The sequence below is a fragment of the Rothia dentocariosa ATCC 17931 genome (genome assembly GCF_000164695.2).
Lineage (GTDB): Bacteria > Actinomycetota > Actinomycetes > Actinomycetales > Micrococcaceae > Rothia > Rothia dentocariosa.
The window spans coordinates 267,230-285,484 of the sequence record NC_014643.1; the positions used below are offsets into that span (position 1 = coordinate 267,230).

At 56.2% G+C, this 18,255-nt stretch carries 14 protein-coding genes and 1 pseudogene; 7 read left to right on the plus strand and 8 right to left on the minus strand.

What is annotated here, in order from left to right:
* Positions 1-3 precede the first annotated feature (3 nt).
* Both HMPREF0733_RS01175 and HMPREF0733_RS01180 read left to right on the plus strand, forming a co-directional pair.
* On the plus strand, positions 4-1,566 hold the full coding sequence (locus HMPREF0733_RS01175) for a class I SAM-dependent methyltransferase (RefSeq protein WP_244864773.1): 1,563 nt from the start codon (positions 4-6) through the stop codon (positions 1,564-1,566).
* Between the two features lie 167 nt (positions 1,567-1,733).
* Entirely contained in the window at positions 1,734-2,882 is a 1,149-nt protein-coding gene (locus HMPREF0733_RS01180) for a glutamate--cysteine ligase (RefSeq protein WP_013397587.1), read from the plus strand.
* 80 nt (positions 2,883-2,962) lie between these two features.
* Here HMPREF0733_RS01180 and tsaD read toward each other — a convergent pair whose 3' ends face one another.
* From tsaD to alr, 5 genes are all read right to left on the minus strand, one after another.
* Positions 2,963-4,081 carry a tRNA (adenosine(37)-N6)-threonylcarbamoyltransferase complex transferase subunit TsaD gene (tsaD, locus tag HMPREF0733_RS01185; protein ID WP_041321842.1) on the minus strand — a complete coding sequence of 373 codons (1,119 nt, stop codon included), beginning with the start codon at positions 4,079-4,081 and terminating at the stop codon, positions 2,963-2,965.
* A 6-nt stretch (positions 4,082-4,087) separates the two neighbouring features.
* Positions 4,088-4,651, minus strand: a complete 564-nt coding sequence (gene rimI, locus HMPREF0733_RS01190; protein ID WP_013397589.1) for a ribosomal protein S18-alanine N-acetyltransferase — start codon at positions 4,649-4,651, stop codon at positions 4,088-4,090.
* Positions 4,652-4,663: 12 nt separating this feature from the next.
* On the minus strand, positions 4,664-5,449 hold the full coding sequence (gene tsaB, locus HMPREF0733_RS01195) for a tRNA (adenosine(37)-N6)-threonylcarbamoyltransferase complex dimerization subunit type 1 TsaB (protein WP_013397590.1): 786 nt from the start codon (positions 5,447-5,449) through the stop codon (positions 4,664-4,666).
* Between the two features lie 118 nt (positions 5,450-5,567).
* Complete coding sequence (gene tsaE, locus HMPREF0733_RS01200) at positions 5,568-6,194, minus strand: tRNA (adenosine(37)-N6)-threonylcarbamoyltransferase complex ATPase subunit type 1 TsaE (protein ID WP_013397591.1); 627 nt, start codon at positions 6,192-6,194, stop codon at positions 5,568-5,570.
* Between the two features lie 63 nt (positions 6,195-6,257).
* Positions 6,258-7,571 carry an alanine racemase gene (gene alr, locus HMPREF0733_RS01205; RefSeq protein WP_013397592.1) on the minus strand — a complete coding sequence of 438 codons (1,314 nt, stop codon included), beginning with the start codon at positions 7,569-7,571 and terminating at the stop codon, positions 6,258-6,260.
* 234 nt (positions 7,572-7,805) lie between these two features.
* On the opposite strand from alr, the gene HMPREF0733_RS01210 reads away from it, so the two are divergent.
* The 3 genes and pseudogenes from HMPREF0733_RS01210 to HMPREF0733_RS01220 all read left to right on the plus strand — a co-directional run bounded on the left by HMPREF0733_RS01210 (position 7,806) and on the right by HMPREF0733_RS01220 (position 11,789).
* Entirely contained in the window at positions 7,806-9,122 is a 1,317-nt protein-coding gene (locus HMPREF0733_RS01210) for a glycosyltransferase (RefSeq protein WP_013397593.1), read from the plus strand.
* 92 nt (positions 9,123-9,214) lie between these two features.
* Positions 9,215-10,000, plus strand: a complete 786-nt coding sequence (locus tag HMPREF0733_RS01215; protein WP_013397594.1) for a phosphatase — start codon at positions 9,215-9,217, stop codon at positions 9,998-10,000.
* Positions 10,001-10,537: 537 nt separating this feature from the next.
* Positions 10,538-11,789, plus strand: a pseudogene (locus tag HMPREF0733_RS01220) (sugar transferase).
* Positions 11,790-11,887: 98 nt separating this feature from the next.
* Here the strand turns inward: HMPREF0733_RS01220 and HMPREF0733_RS01225 are convergent.
* The 3 genes from HMPREF0733_RS01225 to glmS form a co-directional block, all read right to left on the minus strand.
* Positions 11,888-13,489, minus strand: coding sequence for a bifunctional ADP-dependent NAD(P)H-hydrate dehydratase/NAD(P)H-hydrate epimerase (locus HMPREF0733_RS01225; protein ID WP_013397597.1), 1,602 nt, complete (start codon positions 13,487-13,489; stop codon positions 11,888-11,890).
* 40 nt (positions 13,490-13,529) lie between these two features.
* A complete protein-coding gene (locus tag HMPREF0733_RS01230) occupies positions 13,530-13,964 on the minus strand; it encodes a holo-ACP synthase (protein WP_004005243.1) in 435 nt (144 codons plus the stop codon).
* Between the two features lie 200 nt (positions 13,965-14,164).
* Positions 14,165-16,048, minus strand: coding sequence for a glutamine--fructose-6-phosphate transaminase (isomerizing) (gene glmS / locus HMPREF0733_RS01235; protein ID WP_004005244.1), 1,884 nt, complete (start codon positions 16,046-16,048; stop codon positions 14,165-14,167).
* Positions 16,049-16,233: 185 nt separating this feature from the next.
* Between glmS and coaA the strand changes: the two genes are divergently transcribed.
* Both coaA and HMPREF0733_RS10850 read left to right on the plus strand, forming a co-directional pair.
* Positions 16,234-17,190, plus strand: a complete 957-nt coding sequence (coaA, locus tag HMPREF0733_RS01240; protein ID WP_013397598.1) for a type I pantothenate kinase — start codon at positions 16,234-16,236, stop codon at positions 17,188-17,190.
* A 55-nt stretch (positions 17,191-17,245) separates the two neighbouring features.
* Positions 17,246-18,226: a M15 family metallopeptidase gene (locus HMPREF0733_RS10850; protein WP_244864775.1), complete on the plus strand. Its 981-nt coding sequence runs from the start codon at positions 17,246-17,248 to the stop codon at positions 18,224-18,226.
* The last annotated feature ends 29 nt before the right edge of the window (positions 18,227-18,255 follow it).

Sequence of the window (18,255 nt, forward strand, 5' to 3'; positions counted from 1 at the left end):
AGAATGCGCGCCGTTTCGAGGGCGGCGTTTCGCGCACAGGATAATACGCGAGCGCCCCGTGAACCTGCCGCAGCATCCAAGCCTTCTGCATATGCTCATGCCACTACACTTAAGCCTATGGTTGATTTTGTGCCCCCGCCGCCGTTTGCATTGCCGCCCGAGCTGCCTTTTACCCGGCAGGCGTTAGATGCCGCGGATGCGCTTTTCCCCTATAGTCAAGAGCACTCGCTCGAACAGGTTACGCGGCTGCGGGCGCAGGGGTTCACGCCCGATGAGACCGCCAATATCCTCAGCCTTGTTAAGGCGCGCACTCGGGCGCTGTCAAAGTTCGGCGATAGGGCGCGCACTATGTTTTTGACCGAGCACGGCGCGCAGCAGGCGACTCGACCGATTGTTGCTGCCGAGCATGCGGCCGTGTTTGCCCGTGCCGGGGTTCGTTCGGTTGCCGATTTGGGATGCGGTATTGGCGCGGATTCGTTGGAGTTCGCGCGCGCATCCTTAGCGACTGTTTCTGTGGAGCTTGACCCGTTGACGGCATCTTTTGCTGCCGCAAATCTGGCGGATTTTTCGGGTTCACGGGTTGTGGTCGGTGATGTGACGAATTTTAACCCCGAGAGTTTTCGTGATGGCAACGGCAAGGTCGTGCAGGGCATATGGCTTGATCCGGCCAGACGTGATCTGACCGGAGTCGTAAAATCCCGTACAGAACGTATTTTTGATCCCGAAGCCTATTCTCCCCCGCTTTCGTTCGTAGTGGATCTGGCCAGAACTGGCATGCCGATGGGTGTCAAACTTGGTCCGGGGATGCCGCATGAGGCTATTGCGCGCCCCGAGGATATTCGTAGCGAGGCGAACCCCCATCCGCGTGTCACGGCGCAGTGGGTTGAGCATGAGGGTTCTCTCGTGGAGTTAGTGCTTTGGTTTAATGCTTTGGCTCAGGAGGGCGTTGCACGCACGGTCACGGTGCTGCGGCAGGAGGCGACGGGACAGGCTGAAGACAAGGGCCTGCGCATTCACAAAACCACGCTGAGGAGTCCCTATTCTGCGGAACAAGTAACCCCTGTTGATGAAAAGCAAACCCGGTTCCCCTCCCCCGGTGAGTACCTCTATGAGCCTTCCGGCGCGGTAGTGCGGGCGCATCTGGTGCAGGAGTTAGCCCAAGAGCTTGGGGCGAACCTGATTGATCCGCACCTGGCGTACCTCACGGCGGCAAAAGCTGTTCAGAGTCCGCTGGCACAGTGTTATGAGGTTCTTGAGGAAATCCCGGTGCATGAGAAACAGCTCAAAAAGTGGGTGCGCGAGCGCGGTTTTACGGCTTTGACGATCAAGAAACGCGGTGTTGATCTGGTGCCCGAGAAATTGCGTGCGACCCTGCTGGCAGGCGGTGCGGGCAAGAAATCAGGTAAGAAGGCCGCGAAGAATCAGGGCTATAACCCGGCGACTTTAGTGTTTACTCGAGTGGGGTCTGGGCAGCGGGCGCGGCGCATCGGGTGGCATGTGCGACCTGTAGATTTTTCTGATGCAGCGCAAGTCTCCGCCTCGGACACTAAGAGTTCTCTGGTCTAGCGGGTTTATGTGGGCGGCGTATCTACAAAACTATGATGACGGTGTGTGACGTTTTATGTCAGATACTTCATGTTCGTGTCGTATTTAGTTCATACGCACTCGAAAAAGCGTTGTTGTGGTCACCAACACCGTAGAATAAATGCAGTCACCCTAAGAAGGAGAGAGTTTTGATTCCGTTCGCTTCCTCGGCGCAATCCACTCTAGGCGTAGAGTGGGAGATCGCGCTGATTGACCAGCATACCGGAGAGCTGGTAGCGCGCGCTCAAGAGGTACTTACCCGTGTGGGCGAACGTTATCCTGAACTTTTGGAACCTTCCCTGGATCATGCTCATGTGACGGGCGAATTTTTGGAAAATACGCTTGAGATTATTACCGGCGTGTGTACTACAGTGCCGCAGGCGTGCCAGCAGTTGATCTCGGTGACCGATAAGATCCGTGAGGTTACTGATGAGCTGGGGCTTGATTTTTATGCGGCGGGCACGCACCCTACGGCGCATTGGCAGAAACAGCAGGTATCTGCGAAGAAACGGTACCAGCGTGTGGTGGGTCGCGGCCAGTACTGGGGTAGGCACATGGTTATTTTTGGCGTGCATGTGCATGTGGGCGTCGATTCACGCGATAAGGTTTTGCCTCTCGTGGATGCGCTCACCAACTATTGCGCGCATCTGCTGGGGCTTTCGGTGTCTTCGCCCTACTGGGACAGCGTGGATACCGGGTATGGTTCGCACCGCACGATGCTGTATCAGCAGCTGCCTTCAAATGGTCTGCCTTTCCATTTTGAAAATTGGCAGGAGTACAGCGACTATTTGCATGCGTTGGTGAAGACGGGCGCTATTTTAGAGGTCAGCGAGGACCGTTGGGATGTGCGCCCGGTTCCCCGCTACGGCACCTTAGAGATGCGGTACTGCGACGGCCTTCCGTCGATTCGTGATGTGGCGGCGGTTACGGCGCTCACCCAATGTTTAGTGGAGTTTTTTTCGCGCAAAATTGAGGCTGGCGAGAAGATTGAGGTGTTAAACCCTTGGCATGCGCAGGAGAATAAATGGCGTGCCGCCCGCTATGGTTTAGACACCGAGATTATTGTGTCTAACGAGCCGCAGGTGCGCCCGCTGCGCGAGGATATTGAGCTTCTTGTTACTCAGCTAGAGGATGTTGCCCGGGATTTGGATTGTTTGCCGGAGCTGCAGCATGTAAGGAATATGCTGACGGAGGGCACTGGCGCCGACCGGCAGCGCGCTATCTACGAGAAAACTGGCTCTTTCCACGAGGTTATTCGAGATGTCGCGCTCCAGTCACGGGCGCGTCCCATCCGCTAGGGGCCGATAAAGTTCCAGCCCGCTCCCCCGAATTTTCTCAGGAGGTGGGCTGACGGTTCCCTCTAGTCTAAGCAAATGCTCTAGAAACACACCGTCGTGACCGGCAGCGAAGAATCGGTCGTAAAATCGATTCCCGAAGGTTCATACCCGGCCTCGACAAGGCGTGCCCCAAGCGCCGCCACCATTGCACCATTATCGGTACACAGCGTAAACTTCGGGATAATGAGGCGCACCCCAGCTGAAGTGCATCGTGCCGAAAGCAGCTCACGCAGCCGCGAATTTGCCGCAACGCCGCCGCCGAGTAAGAGGGTGTGCAGTCCCTGTTCCCGGCAGGCCAGCACGGCTTTCTTCGTGATAACATCGACAACCGCTTCCTGGAAAGATGCCGCAATATCGGCGACCGGAACCTCTTCACCGCGTGCCTCGAAGCCTTCAATCACACGCGCTACGGCTGTCTTGAGCCCTGAAAACGAGAAATTATACCGGTGTGCCCCCGGGGCTTCGGCGGTACCCATGAACTTACGGTTTGACAACCCGCGTGGGAAAACAAACGCCTTAGCATTCCCCGTGCGCGCGGCGCGGTCAATAGCGGGGCCTCCCGGGTAATCGAGTCCCAGTAAACGAGCGACTTTATCGTAGGCCTCACCGGCGGCATCATCAAGGGTGGCTCCGAGCAGACGAACATCCTGAGTAATATCGCGTACCTGCAGAATTTCGGTGTGACCACCAGAAACCAGCAGTGCCCCGAGCCCGCCATCTCGCGCGTGTTCAAGCAGCGCCGAGCCGTCTTCGGTACCGTTATCGTCGAGCAGCCCCACGCCTACATGCGCCACCAGGTGGTTAATGCCGTAGAGCGGCTTTCCGGTAGCGGTAGCCAGCGCCTTCGCGGCAGAAACACCGACCATGAGTGCCCCGGCGAGCCCGGGACCGGCGGTGACGGCAATCGCGTCTATATCGTCGAGGGTCACGTGAGCGTCTGCAAGTGCGGCTTCGAGAGCGGGAATCATGGCATCAAGATGAGCCCGCGAAGCAATTTCGGGAATCACCCCACCGAACCGCACGTGCTCTTCCATAGAGGATGAAATCGTGTTGGTGAGCAGACGGGTGCCGCGTACAATGCCGATCCCGGTCTCATCGCAGGATGATTCGATACCTAATACAAGCGGTTCGGCTGCGGCAGAAAGTGTTTTTTCAGTCATCATTTCTTAGGTAGTTTCCGTTGTTGTGGAGGCATCGGCGGCGAAGTCCTTGAGCATGATCAGCGCATCCGTGCCGTCGTCATAATAGCCGGGCCGTGTGTGAATATGCGTGTATCCGGTGCGCAGGTAGAGGTTCTGGGCTCGGGGATTATCGGCCCGCACCTCCAAAAGGATGCGCTGCGCCCCTAAATCCTGTGCCCGGCGGTGCATTGTGGCGAGCATGGCTCTTCCGTATCCGTTGCCTTCGTACTCGGGCAGCACGGCGATGGTCTGCACATCGGCGGTGTCTGCCACCGTCATAACCCCGCAGTATCCGATAATATTCGGAGCGTTCTTTTCATCGGGGTTTTCCTGGGGATTTTCACCGGAATGCGCCCGCTCAAGTACGTAATAGGTGCGGGTGGGGTGGGTTGTTTCGGCGAGGAACATATCAAGGTTCCAGGCGTCGAGGGGGAAGAGCTCTTGTTCGAGGGTGAACAGATGCGGTACATCGTTGATATCGGCGCGGCGCAGGCGGGCGCCGTGGGCGAGCGCACCGGGAAGTTCTGGATGCTGAAGTTTCGAGTGCATATTTACGCCCCCCTATCCCTTAGACGATACGGGTTCTCCCGAAGCGCACTGGCTCTGCCGCGCAAGCATGGCGGCTGGAACCTTCGCGTCCGAGTCACGCAGGTAGAGGGCGCGGGTGTCGGTGCTAAGATTTTTTATACCCAAGCGCGCGGCGGCACGCACGAGGTCGCTTGCGTTGGGGTGCAGCTGCGATAATTCGGAAGAAATTTGCGCCCCCGATTGTTCCAGTTGTTCGCGGTAAAGCTCGGCACCGTAACCGTAGGCACGATAACCTGCGGTATTCTGTCCAGAAACGCTGCCGGGTGCAGGCATACTTTCGTTTGCGGGTGCCACCTGCGGACCGGTTTTTATCGTGTATCCGTTCTCGGTAACGGTGAAAATTGCAGAGTAGATTTCGCGGCGGCGCGCATCGGAGGCTACCAGAATCTCGGTCATCTGGGCGGCTTTGCCCTGGAAATCCTGAACGAATGCTCGCTCTGCCAGGGCTGTTAGACTCATAAGCCCGTAAACGGGTTTGTTCCAGGCAAATCCAAGAGTTCGGGCGGTGACGATTCCGGCACGCAGTCCGGTGAAAGGGCCCGGCCCGGTCCCGGTGAGAATCGCATCCACGTTCTGTCCGTTTACCTGTGCTTTGTCGAGTACCTGGGCTACGAAGGGCGACATCACTTCGGCGTGTGAACGTGTATCGGCGCTTTCGCGGGCGGCGAGAATAGTTGCGGTTGAACCGGGATTTTCGCCGTCGAGGCGCGCCAAAGCCACGGATGCGGTGGCTGATGAATCTAGAGCAAGTATGAGCACCCTATCATTCTAACGTGCTGCCTGTACCCACTATTGTGACGGGTTCTCGCTTCATAAATACCCCAAGGCAGGCTCATGAGGTGCGCTTCCGTTCGCTCCCGGCAACTCTTAAAACAGGTTACTCGCCGCCGAGTTTGAGCATGGCGGCTTCAAGACTTCGATACGCTTCGCCTTCCCACCGTGGTCCATAAGCGGTAATGCGCAGCAGCCGCGGTTCTGAGGCATCAGCGCTCTCGTCCTCGCGGTCGTCGAGCGCATCCCAGTCGAACTCCCCTTCCCCTGTGGGCGAGTAGTTCTCGGCGGCGTAGGCGATGGAGGCGTCCGCGCCGGTGAGTCGCGTGAAGTCTAGTTCCAGGCGGGAATCGCTCAGATGCTCGGCTTTACCGCGTCCCCATTCGATGACGGTCACGGATTTTTCCAGCGAGAATTCTAGATCGAGGTCGTCTAATTCTTCGGCGCTAGAGAGCCGGTATGCGTCCACGTGCACGAGATCGGGCCCGCCTGGGCGGGTGCCGTCCAGTAGATTAGGATGCACCCGCGAGAGCACAAAAGTTGGTGAAATAACGCCCTCACGCACTCCAAGCCCCTCGCCTAGGGCGCGGGTGAAAGTGGTCTTCCCGGCACCAAGCTCTCCCGAGAGCAAGAGCAAGTCCCCGGCGGTGAGCAACGGTGCAAGCGCGTGCGCCGCCGCGCGGGTATGCGCAAGATCGGCAAGATCAACTTCTAAAACGGGATGTGCGTGCATGGGCTTCTTTCCGGGGAACGGTACGGGTTAAACAGGGATGCGAAGACTCGAACTCACATATCGTTAGACGGTTTCCGGTGTCTGTTCATCGTCGAGACCGAAGAGGGATCCCAAGGCATGCAGACCATCTACTTCGCGTTCCACCCAGGCGCCACCGCGGTAGATGCGTATCACGCGCGGGGAAATACGAGTCACAATCTCGTAGTTAATGGTCTGCGCTGCAGCGGCCCATTCTTCAACGGGAGGGTTATCTCCCGAGCCGAAAAGTACGGCGGAACCGCCGAGAATACCGCGCGCAGGATCGGCGAGTCCGGGTTCTTCCAAATCAACCACGAGCTGATCCATAGCAATCCTGCCCACGACACGGTACGTGCGTGGTTCCACGGGGTTTGCGGCATCGGCACGCGGGTAAATACGGACCGGCGCCCCCTCAGCGATGCGCGGCACGCCATCGGCGTATCCGAGCGGAATGAGGGCCAGCGTGGTGGGCTTATCGGTGCTGTACCGCAACCCGTATGAGACCCCCTGCCCGGCGGGTACTTCTTTGACATTGCACACATGGGTTCCCAGGGTCATAACGGGCCGCAGATTTAGGTCTTTGGAGCTCACACCCGCGAGCGGGGAAAGACCGTAGAGGGCGATTCCGCAGCGTACCGCATCGGCAAGAACTGCCTCGTTCGTGTTATATAGGGGGCTCGCGCCGGTGATCGTTCCCGGGGAGTTCGCCAGGTGAACAAGCTCGGGGGTGAGACCCGCGCTGCGGGCGACGGTTACGAATTCGTTGAGTCGGGTGATCTGCCGTGCGGTCTCGGGGCGTTCGGGTTCATCGGCAACCGCCAGATGCGAGAAAATGCCCTCAATGCGCACCAGCCCTGCGGCTTCAAGTTCAAGGGCGCGCGCCACTAGCGCGGGCCAGTCCTCAAAGGTGGAGCCGTTACGCCCAAGCCCCGTGTCTACTTTCAGATGTACACGAGCACGCTTCTTGGTGCGATTGGCAGCTTCTGCTATTGCTTCTAAGTCCCAGCCGGAGGCACCCAGGATAATATCTGCTTCGAGTGCTTCGTCGAAGTCCGTCTGCGGGGTGTGCAGCCAAGCTATAATCGGGGCGGTAATACCCTCTGAGCGCAATTCCAGGGCTTCGGTCACATGCACAACGCCCAGAATATCGGCACCGGCTTCGAGTACTGACCGTGCCACGGGGTAGGCGCCGTGACCGTAGGCATCCGCCTTCACCACGGCAATGAGTTTACGTTCGCCGATCATATCTTTGAGCACGCGCGTATTGTGCTCAAGAGCATTAAGGTCGATGATAGCGGTTCGCTCCGCCTCACCGGGCTGCAGGTTCGGGGTGTAGAGGGGACGTGTGGGAACAGTCATTTCTATATACCTCCGGTACTCGGTGAACGCGGGGAGCGTCTAGTTACACTCATTCTAGCCCGTCTTTTCATGTATTTTCGCTCTTCTTATCCCGGTTTAGGGAGCGTTCATCAACAGTTCATGTTCTTACTGTGCGAATGCGCCTCTTCGATACCGTCGAGGCTTACACGTTCACCCTTAGACTCACTCGGCTTGCAGAACGCGCTGTCTTATAAAACTGCGCGTTAGACTAGGATGGTGAAGATTCCCGAGAGCTCGCAGTCCCGCTTGCCCCAGCCTGTTGTGCATGTCTATTCTCTGCATACCGATCCTTTTGCGCAGCCCGGTCGCGGCGATGCCGGGGGCATGAACGTTTATATTGCGCGTTCGATTGCGGCTATGCTGGCGGCAGACGATACTTTGCGCGTCGAGGTTTTCACGCTTCTTACCGATCCCGATTGTGAGCATGCAAAGCCCGGGGTACAGGTTCCGACTCTTCTCAACTCGTATCGTGATCGAGTGCGGGTGCATCAGGTGTTGATTCCGCAGGCTTTAGGTGCTCGCAAAAATCAACTTGCTGAGTTTACAACCGAATTTGCGGCGCAATGCGTCTCATTAGCGTGCTGGCATCCGCAGGTTATTCATGCACATTATTGGCTTTCGGGCGTCGCTGCGCTGGGGGCTGCCCAGACCTACGCTGCCGAAGGAACAGTTGTTCCCGTAGTATTTACCCCTCATACGACCGCCGCAGCGAAGGATGCGCGCCGCTCCCCCGACGAGCCCGAAGAACCACACGCACGTTATGAAAGTGAGCATCGAGTTCTTGAACATGCCGCTTTGACGATCGTCAATACTTCTCTTGAAGGGCAGCAGCTGCAGGACTACTATGGGGCAGATTCCGCACGCATGCGTGTGATTGCGCCGGGGGTTGATACCGGTATTTTTCACCCACTGCCGGGGGTGCACGCCGAACATGAGGGTTCGGATACGCACGCTCGGGTGGTTTTTGCTGGGCGTCCTCAGCCGTTAAAGGGACCTCATATTTTGGTAGAGGCCCTTGCGCTTCTTCCCGCGGATCTGCATGTTGAACTGGATATTATCGGCAAGTCTTCTTCCGGATACGAATTAGATCTTCTTGCCCGTGCCCGCGATTTAGGCATCGCCGATCGGGTGCATCTGCGCAGTCCGGTTCCTGCCGATATTCTTGCCGATATTTTTCGCCGCGCCGATATTGTGGCTTCTCCTTCCTCGTCTGAATCTTTTGGGCTAGTGGCTTTGGAGGCGCAGGCTTCGGGGGCTGCGGTACTTGCTACCGATGCGGATGGGTTGCGTTTCGCTATCGAGAACCATAAAACGGGGTTGCTTGTGGCGCCGCGTACCCCGCAGCGTTGGGCGGTTGCGATCGAGCGGCTGGTGCGTGCCCCACGTCTGCGCTTAACACTGGGGGCGAATGCGGCAGCTCGTGCACGTTCTTTCAGTTGGGAAGCGACCGCCCGAAAAACCTTGTGCGTCTATTCCGAGGCGATAACCGGTCGTCATTTAGCACAAGAGCGGGCCGAGGGTTCCGCATAGTTTATTGCCGAATTACTCTGCTCTTCCCCAAAAACCTGTAGAACGCACCACAGCACGGTCTCGAAAGTTGTTCAAGCGGCTACACTTGACGTATGAGTTTTGCAATGACGCGCGACGAGTTTGCCGCTTATCTTGATTCTGCCCGCATCACGGGCGATGTTGCTACACCGCGCGAGAATAACCTTTCGCATATTCAAGGGTTTCTCGATCACAATGAGCACCTCGAGTTCGGAGTTACATGGTCGAAGGATTGGACCTATGACGAAGTTTTTGAGGTCATGGTACGCCGTGTTGGACTGAACCCCGACCGCTCGCATGTTCAGGGGCAAGATACGATTGGTGCCGCCCAGTGCATTGATGCTCTCGAAGAGTATGCCCGTATTTTTGGCGATGCGGTACGCGCCCGCCAAAAGATCCTGTTCGCCACCGGCCATCCCGCCGGGCTTTTCCCCATTTATGCTGAGCTGGCGCGCGTCGCCGAACGCGCCGGGGCCACGGTGCTGCGTATTGAGCAGGGTGAGCGGTTTTTGGACGGCGATATTCGCCAGATCATGGGTGTGGTGATGTTTGAGCAGTACGGGAATCTGCAGCATACGCATTTCCCGGGGCCGATGCGCATCGCCCTCGCCCAGCTTCGTGAGCGCGGCGAGCTGCCCGATCTTGTGGTTTCCGATCACGGGATGGCGGGGTATGCGGCATCGCAGCAGAAGCTGCTGACGCTCGGTATTGCCGACTGTAACGACCCGGGATTGTTTATTGCCGCAGAGCAGGGTGATTTACCGGTGTGTGTTCCGATGGATGATAATGTTCCGCCGAATCGTTACGAACCGCTGATTGATTTTTTGGTGAATCACGCCTCATTGAAACAATTTCGGTAAAACTTTTAGGCTATGGTTTTTTATTCTTTCAAGGTATTTTATTAGTTTACGGGCATTAAAACTCTCTGACTAGTATATTTATTAAAGCTATTTACAATAGTAAACATCCACATTAACCTTTAATAATCGTGTCTTCAACACCTTTATGGCACATTAAGGTGATTGAATTCACTCTTTATCCTTGAAGTTTAGACAACCATTCAGAAGGACTAAACTCCTGGTTTAACCGTAAAATATAAGGACTGAGTAGTTTTGAAGAACTATCGTGAGAATCAGCTAAAGGCCAGGTTTCTCTTCCGGACCGCCTCGGGACCTCAAAGCTGGTTCTTGTTCTCTCTACTTCTCGCTCACACACATCATTCATCTGTATTCCGATTGACCACCGGGCTGCGGGTCTCAAACTCGAGCATTCCGCGCATACACCGATATGCGCGCTCACCACGACCGGGGAAGATAACTTCATTGAAAGCAAAAGAAAGACTCAAAAAAGTTTGGGGCACCACATATGTCGCCAAACGTGAGTGGCATCCACAGGTTTTGAAATCTCTTTACCTGGGCGACTTGATTGCCATTGCCATCTCTATTTTTGCTGCGCACTTTATTCGCTTCGGCTTCGTAAACGCGGATTTACCGCCTGTGAATGTCTGGCCGCTTAACCTGCTCGATCCTTCCGTCGCACCCATCGACTATATCTTCCTCGATATCGGAATGATCATAATCTGGTGGCTGACTCTGCAAGTCAACGGCTCACGAAATATTCGCGTTCTAGGAATGGGAACCGACGAATACCGTATGGTCACACGCGGCAGCACTTACTTTTTCTGCACACTCGTGATAGTGGCGTTCTTTCTCAAAATCGACCTGACCCGCATGTACCTGCTCATCGCCTACCCGTTGGGTTTAGGACTCATCATGATAGAGCGCTGGCTACTGCGCCAAAGACTAGTACAGAAACGTTTGCAAGGGTATTCGCTAACCCGCGTCATGATTATTTCCGACGTTCCCACCGGTAAACATCTGTATAAGAGCCTCTCCGGCGCCGTCGCATCGGGGCTTTCACCAGCTGCGTTTTACCTGCCGGGAATCTACGCCGGTACCACGATTGCAGACGTCGATCTGCCCATTCTGGGTTACTCCACGAACCCTGACGATATTATGCAGGCCGTGCAGGAAAACAATATTCAGATGGTCGCCATCTCGAACGGGCATCAGCTGACCCCGGAACAGATGCGGATGCTCGGCTGGCGTCTCGCGGATGCGCACATCGCCCTGATTATGGCTCCCGCAACCACCGATATTGCAGGGCCTCGCATGCATATTCAGCCGCTCAACGGGCTACCGCTCGTGCACGTTTCTACTCCGCATATTACGGGTATCGCTGCACCGGCGAATCGTGCTCAAATCGCTCATGGAACAGAACGAAGGCAACGGGGTGCTCTTTAAGATGGTGAATGACCCACGCATCACCCCAATCGGCCGGTTTATTCGCAAGTTCTCCATTGATGAGCTACCGCAGCTCTGGAATGTTTTTATTGGCGACATGTCCCTGGTGGGCCCTCGGCCCCCGCTGGCGGAAGAGGTAGACCTATATGAGGATATTATGTACCGCCGCCTGCTCGTCAAACCCGGGATTACCGGGCTCTGGCAGGTCTCTGGCAGAAGCGATCTCTCCTGGGATGAATCGGTACGTCTTGACCTGTACTACGTCGAAAACTGGTCTATGACAACCGACTTTATTATCCTGCTGCGCACGGTACGAGCAGTCTTCGCCAAGGAAGGCGCCTACTAATTTTCGTGCCCGACTATGCCAAGGTCGGTATAGTCCAATACAGCGGTGGGGCGTGACATCATGTCACGCCCCACCATACTATGTGTCTCGTTCAGGTTTTAATCGTCGAGAACGGCTTTCTCATCAAGAAGTCCCGCAATCGCCTGCGGTAAATACGCGGCCACTCGGCTGGGAGGAACCGGCCCTTTGCGTCCCTCCAACGATGCCAGCGCCGCACGATTATGCAGGTAAACCGCCAGTGCCGCAAGACTTGCATACGTGCATCCCTCGACCTGCTCATGATGTTCCTGCGCAGCCGCCATATATTGTGCCAAGAGAGCACCCAGAATACCGGTGAGGGTATCGCCGCTTCCGGCGGTAGCAAGCCACCCGGTAGCCCCGTGCACGCTATAGGTGGCACCCACGGGGGCGGCGATAAGCGTCGTCGAGCCCTTAAGCATCACGGTTGCACCGCTGAGCTCGCATGCGGCACGAACCCACCGGAACGGCTCGGCGTTAATATCTTCCCGGCTGGGCACGAGAGCACCGTCGAGCATTTCTTCCCAACGCTGCGGCGAATGCTCATGAATGCGCCGCAGAAAACGTTCCAATTCTCCCGCATGCGGAGTCAGAATTTTATGTTCGCCTAGGCTGTGACCCGCCATTAAATAATCTGCGGCAAGGTCTACTGCACCAGCATCCAGAATTGCAGGTTCAGGGGCATTGAGCAGGTACCTGTTATGGTCCAGGGTTTCGGGACCGGTACCGCTGCCGCCAGCCCAGGCGTGCACATGCTCATGGGCGGGAGGCCCTGTAAAACACACCGTTTCCGGGTTTTGCCCAAGCATGAGAGTGCGCAGGGTATCGTCTTTCCCATTGAAACGCACCATCCCCACCCCGGTATTGAGGGCAGCACGCACACTCATCAGGGCAGCACCGGGATAATCGCGACTTCCCGTGAGCATACCAAGCACACCGCGATTGTACTTATGTGAGAATACCGAAGGCTTTTCGAGCAGATCCCGATAGTCCTCACGTTCCATAACGCGCAGCATCGGCTTATACCCCTTGAGAGCTTCGGGAACCCCTAAATCGTAGAGTTTAATAGTTCCGCAGTGCTCCGCAATATGGGTTCCTGCCGGTAGCTTACGCCCAATAAACGTGACCGTTCGCGCAGCCGCGAGTGAGGGTTCGTGCAGGGTGCCGCGTTCACTATCGAGCCCGGTCGGGGCATCACAGGCGAGCACTGGGGGTAATTTACCGTCTATCTGCACGGCACGGAGTTTAGCCAGGTACTCCCCCGCTTCCCCACGTGCTGCTCCCTTCGCGCCGGTTCCCAAAATACCGTCAATAATCAGGGAGTAGGAGGCAATATCGCGCAGACTTTGGGCGGTGTCAAGCACGCGGGTTCCTTCACCGCTTTCGCGGGCGAGCAGCTCCAGGTTATTACCGGTTGGGTCGAAGAGAACGGCCTCAATGCGGTACCCCTGCTGATGCAGCCGGGTGCCTGCATACACTGTATCCGCACCGTTATTCCCCGGCCCAACCAATAAGAGGATGCGCGTGTACTGGCTGTGCTGCCCCGCATCAGCGAGCATATCGTGAGCTTCGGCGGCGAGCGCATCCGCCGCGCGCTGCATCAAATACCCGTCGTAGTCCGGTGCCTCAAGGTAAGGACGTTCAGCGTTGCGAATTTGTGTACCCGTGTAGACGAGCTTCATAACTCCTCCTGATCAAATGCTCGCGTCGATGCGGCAGGGGCTAGTCGGTGGGGTCTTCGGCGAGAACCGTCATACTGTAGCTTTCAGGATCGAACCTTTTCAGATGGGCAAGCTCTGTAGCGCTCAGATATTCCGCCGTGGCGATGGCAACGGCTACGGGTTCATCATGGGTTAGGCTCAGGTGCAGACGATTGATGCCGAGGGTACGGGCACGTTCGGCGATCGTTCCCGTAAGAATCAGGTATGGCTGCCCACTCTCGCTGCTGGCGACTTCGCAATCTTGCCAGTTGAGCCCATCGGGTGCCCCTAAGACTTTGGCGACCGCTTCTTTGGCGGCAAAACGTACGGCTTGAGAACGGATATTACGAGTGCGCTCATTCGGTGTGAATACCCTGCGCACAAAAGCGGGTGTTTCGGTGACGATTCGTTCAAAGCGCTCAATGTTGACGGTATCTACGCCGATTCCGATAATCATTTTTCGCCTTTCCTGCCAAAATGCGAGTTTTGTTTTAAGTTTAGCGAGGTTGGTACAGGGAAGACAGCACAGCGAACAATGTTAACGCATCATGAAACTTCCTCGGTCTCGCACTGTGGTGCGGGTTAACGAGGCGTGGGCGGTGCCGTCCCCTGAAGGGTAACGACACCGCCCACGCGAACGCATATGCGGGATGAGGATTACTCCACGGTCACCGACTTGGCGAGGTTACGAGGCTGGTCAACGTCCAGTCCTTTCGCCTCAGCAAGTGCACACGCGAAAATCTGCAGCGGCACGGTGGCAAGCAAAGGCTGCAGCAGAGAAGGCGCGGCAGGAACGGTGATCAGACGATCCGCATACTCCTTGACAGCCTCATCGCCCTCTTCGGCAATGACGATGGTGAAGGCGCCGCGAGCGCGCACCTCCTGAATATTGGAAACAACCTTGCCGTGCAGGGATTCACGCCCGTGTGCGGAGGGCACAATGATGATAACGGGCTGGCCCTCTTCGATCAGGGCGATAGGACCGTGTTTCAGCTCGCCAGCGGCAAAACCTTCGGCGTGGATGTAGCTGATCTCTTTGAGTTTAAGCGCGCCTTCAAGGGCAACAGGGAACCCAACGTGGCGCCCTAGGAAGATCACCGAAGAGGTATCTTTCATCTCGGCGCCAAGTTCTTTCACGAGGGTATCGTTGTCGATAACCTTCTGGATCTTGGCGGGCATTTTCTGCAGCTCACCGAGGATGGCAGAGATTTCATCCTTGTACTTGTTGCCGCGAAGCTGCGCAAGATACAGACCCAGCAGATATGCTGCAGTAATCTGCGCCAGAAACGCCTTGGTCGATGCGACCGCAATCTCGGGTCCAGCATGGGTGTACAGCGCCGCGTCGGATTCACGCGGCAGGGTTGAACCGTGGGTGTTGCAGATGGATATGACCTTAGCGCCCTGCTCGCGGGCGTGACGCACCGCCATGAGGGTATCCATGGTTTCGCCGGACTGCGAGAGAGCCACAATCAGGGTCTTCTCGTTCACGATTGGGTCGCGGTATCGGAACTCATGGGCAAGCTCGACTTCGGTGGGGATACGGCACCAGTGCTCGATAGCGTAGCGCGCAACCTGACCCGCGTACGCTGCGGTACCGCAGGCCACCACGATGATCTTATCGATCGAGCGCAGCACGGAATCATCAATATTAAGCTCGTCCAGAACGAGGTTACCTTTTTCATCCATGCGTCCCATGAGGGTCTGCTCAACGGCGGTGGGCTGCTCGTGGATTTCCTTCTCCATGAACGAGTTGTAGCCGCCCTTTTCCGCCGCTGCGGCATCCCATTCGATGTGGAAGGGCTTGCCTTCGGCGGGGTTGCCCGCAAAATCAATAATGGAATAGTCAGTACCGGTGATGGTGACAATCTGGTCCTGCCCCATCTCTACGGCTTCTTTGGTGTGGTCGATAAACGCCGAAACGTCAGATCCTAAGAAATTCTCGTTCTCTCCCAGTCCAATCACCAGAGGAGAGTTGCGGCGGGTTGCCACCACACGGTCGGGGTGGTCTGCGTGAACCGCAAGAATCGTGAAAGCACCTTCCATACGGTTTGATGCTTCACGCACAGCCTCGGTCAGGTCTTTAGTACCCAGTTTGTTATAGATACTTGCGATAAGTGCCGCAGCTACCTCGGTATCGGTCTGAGACTGAAATTCCACCCCTTCGGCAAGCAGTTCGGCGCGTAGCTCGGCGAAGTTCTCAATAATACCGTTGTGCACAACCGCTAGACGACCGTGATCGACCACGTGCGGATGCGCGTTATTATCGGTGGGGCCACCGTGGGTAGCCCAACGGGTATGGCCAATACCAATCTGTGATTCGGTGAGCGGCGCATCCTCGACCTCATGTTCTAGGTTGATAAGTTTGCCCGCCTTCTTGCGGAATTCGATGCCGTCAGGGCATACGAGCGCAACACCGGCCGAGTCATAGCCGCGGTACTCCTGGCGGCGCAGACCTTCAATGACCACTTTGTATGCATCGTGGTCGAATTTATTACCGTCCGGAGCTGCGTCCAGACCTACATATCCTACAATTCCACACATAGCTCAAGTTTATCTTATTCACGCCCCAGGGCAGCTAACCCGGCGCCCTTTACACCTGTGGGCAGAATAACCCCTAGTCAAAAGGCATTTCTTTCAAGGTATAGCCCCAGCCTTTGTGCATTCTTAACCTAAAGGATGCCACGTCTTGTTCGCATCTGACGCGCAAAATTCGTACACTTAGGGGAATGAGCTCCTCAAATTTTTCTGCCGCCAGCTCGCGTTTTGTCGAGCTGGAGCGCTCACGATGGTCGCGGCTAGCGACCGAAATTTCGGTACCCCTCAGCGAAGAGGAACTCGATGCGCTCCGCGGCTTAGGAGAACCGGTAGACTTCGATGAGGTACGTCAGATCTATTTGCCGATCTCCCGACTTTTGAATCTGTACGTCAATGCGGCATCCTCACTCAACCACATGACGAATGACTTCCTTCAGGCATCCCACCGACGAGTTCCCTTTATTATCGGTGTAGCCGGGTCCGTAGCGGTCGGCAAATCGACGACGGCACGCCTGCTGCAGGCACTCCTGAGGCGCTGGCCCTCAACCCCGAAGGTTCAGCTCGTCACCACCGACGGTTTTCTGTACCCAAATGCTGAGTTACAACGCCGCGGCATTATGCACCGCAAAGGCTTTCCCGAATCATACGACAGGCGGGCACTGCTGCAATTTGTCTCCGATATAAAATCGGGGGTCCCTGTGGTCAGAGCCCCCAAATACTCGCATCTGTACTATGACATTCTTCCCGATGAACAGATTGAGGTCACGACTCCTGATGTGCTGATTCTTGAGGGACTTAATGTACTCGCTCCTGCTGGCACTGAAGGCCCCGAAACCTCAGACCTGACGCTCAGTGACTTTTTTGATTTCTCCATCTACGTCGATGCAAATACCAAAGATATTCAGCGATGGTACGTTAACCGGTTCCTCACCCTGCGCTCCTCCGCGTTTACGAACCCGGATTCTTACTTTAAGCGCTATGCTGAGTTAAGCGATGACCAAGCGATTGAGCTTGCCACCGGTATCTGGAAAACCGTCAACGAGCCTAACCTCGTACAGAACGTTCTTCCTACTCGCGCTCGCGCGCACCTGATCTTGCAGAAAGGTTCCGACCATAAGGTGGCGCAGGTTCTCTTGCGCAAAAATTAGCGCATTGCCGTTGACATATTCCAGAATAAAGACCAGTTTCCCAAGGAGGTTCCCGATGGGTACATCAGTTTTTTCACGCCGAGCGCTGCTGACTGCAGCATCTGGGTCTTGGGTCTTGTCTGCATGCGGCTCTCAGGAACCTCAGACTAGCGGGAATACATCAGCTACTGCTTCCACTACACCAAGCGCGACAGGCACGACTTCTCCGGCAAGTGTGTCATCTTCACCTACCGCCACCCCGAAGGTTACGAAGAGTTCCACCCCATCGAACCCTACGATAAAACCTAGTGCGTCCCCGACGGCAAACGAGAAAACCCCAGAGACGAAACCGTCTGAAAAAGCTAACCCAGAGGCCACGGTCTCAGAGTCTTCACATCCCAAAGACCAGAAGTCGCAACCAGAAGGCGGCACTACAGAAGAACCTTCCGCGCCCGAGAGCAAAAAACCTGCTGAGCACACATCGGTCGAGTCGCATCCGGAATCGTTACGGTGCATCGTCAATAAAACTCGCCCATTCTCACCGCAAGATTGGGCCCCGCAGGATTTGGTGCCGTTTTATGGACAGCAGTTACGTGCTGAGGCGGCTGCGGCGGCACAGTCCATGATGGATGCGGCAGCACGGGATGGGGTAACCCTCACGGTCAGCAGTGCTTATCGTTCCTTCGCGGCGCAGAAACAGACCTACCAGCATTGGGTTCAGGTTAATGGGCAGAAGACCGCAGATACACTTTCTGCACGGCCCGGATATTCGGAACATCAGACCGGACTGGCTATCGATTTCGGTTCCCCCGAAGGATGCCTGCTGCAAGAATGCTATCAAGATACTCGTGCGGGTCAATGGTTGGCGAAAAACGCCCCCGACTTCGGGTTTATCCTGCGTTTCCCAAAGAACCAGCAGCATGTGACGGGCTATATCTTTGAACCCTGGCATTACCGTTATTTAGGTGTTGGTCTGACTCAGGAGTATTCGGCGTCCGGCGCAAAGACTCTGGAAGAGTTTTTTGGCACCGGTGCGGCACCAGATTATCTTGGGTAGACTCAGCTACCTCTCATAGGTTTATCAAC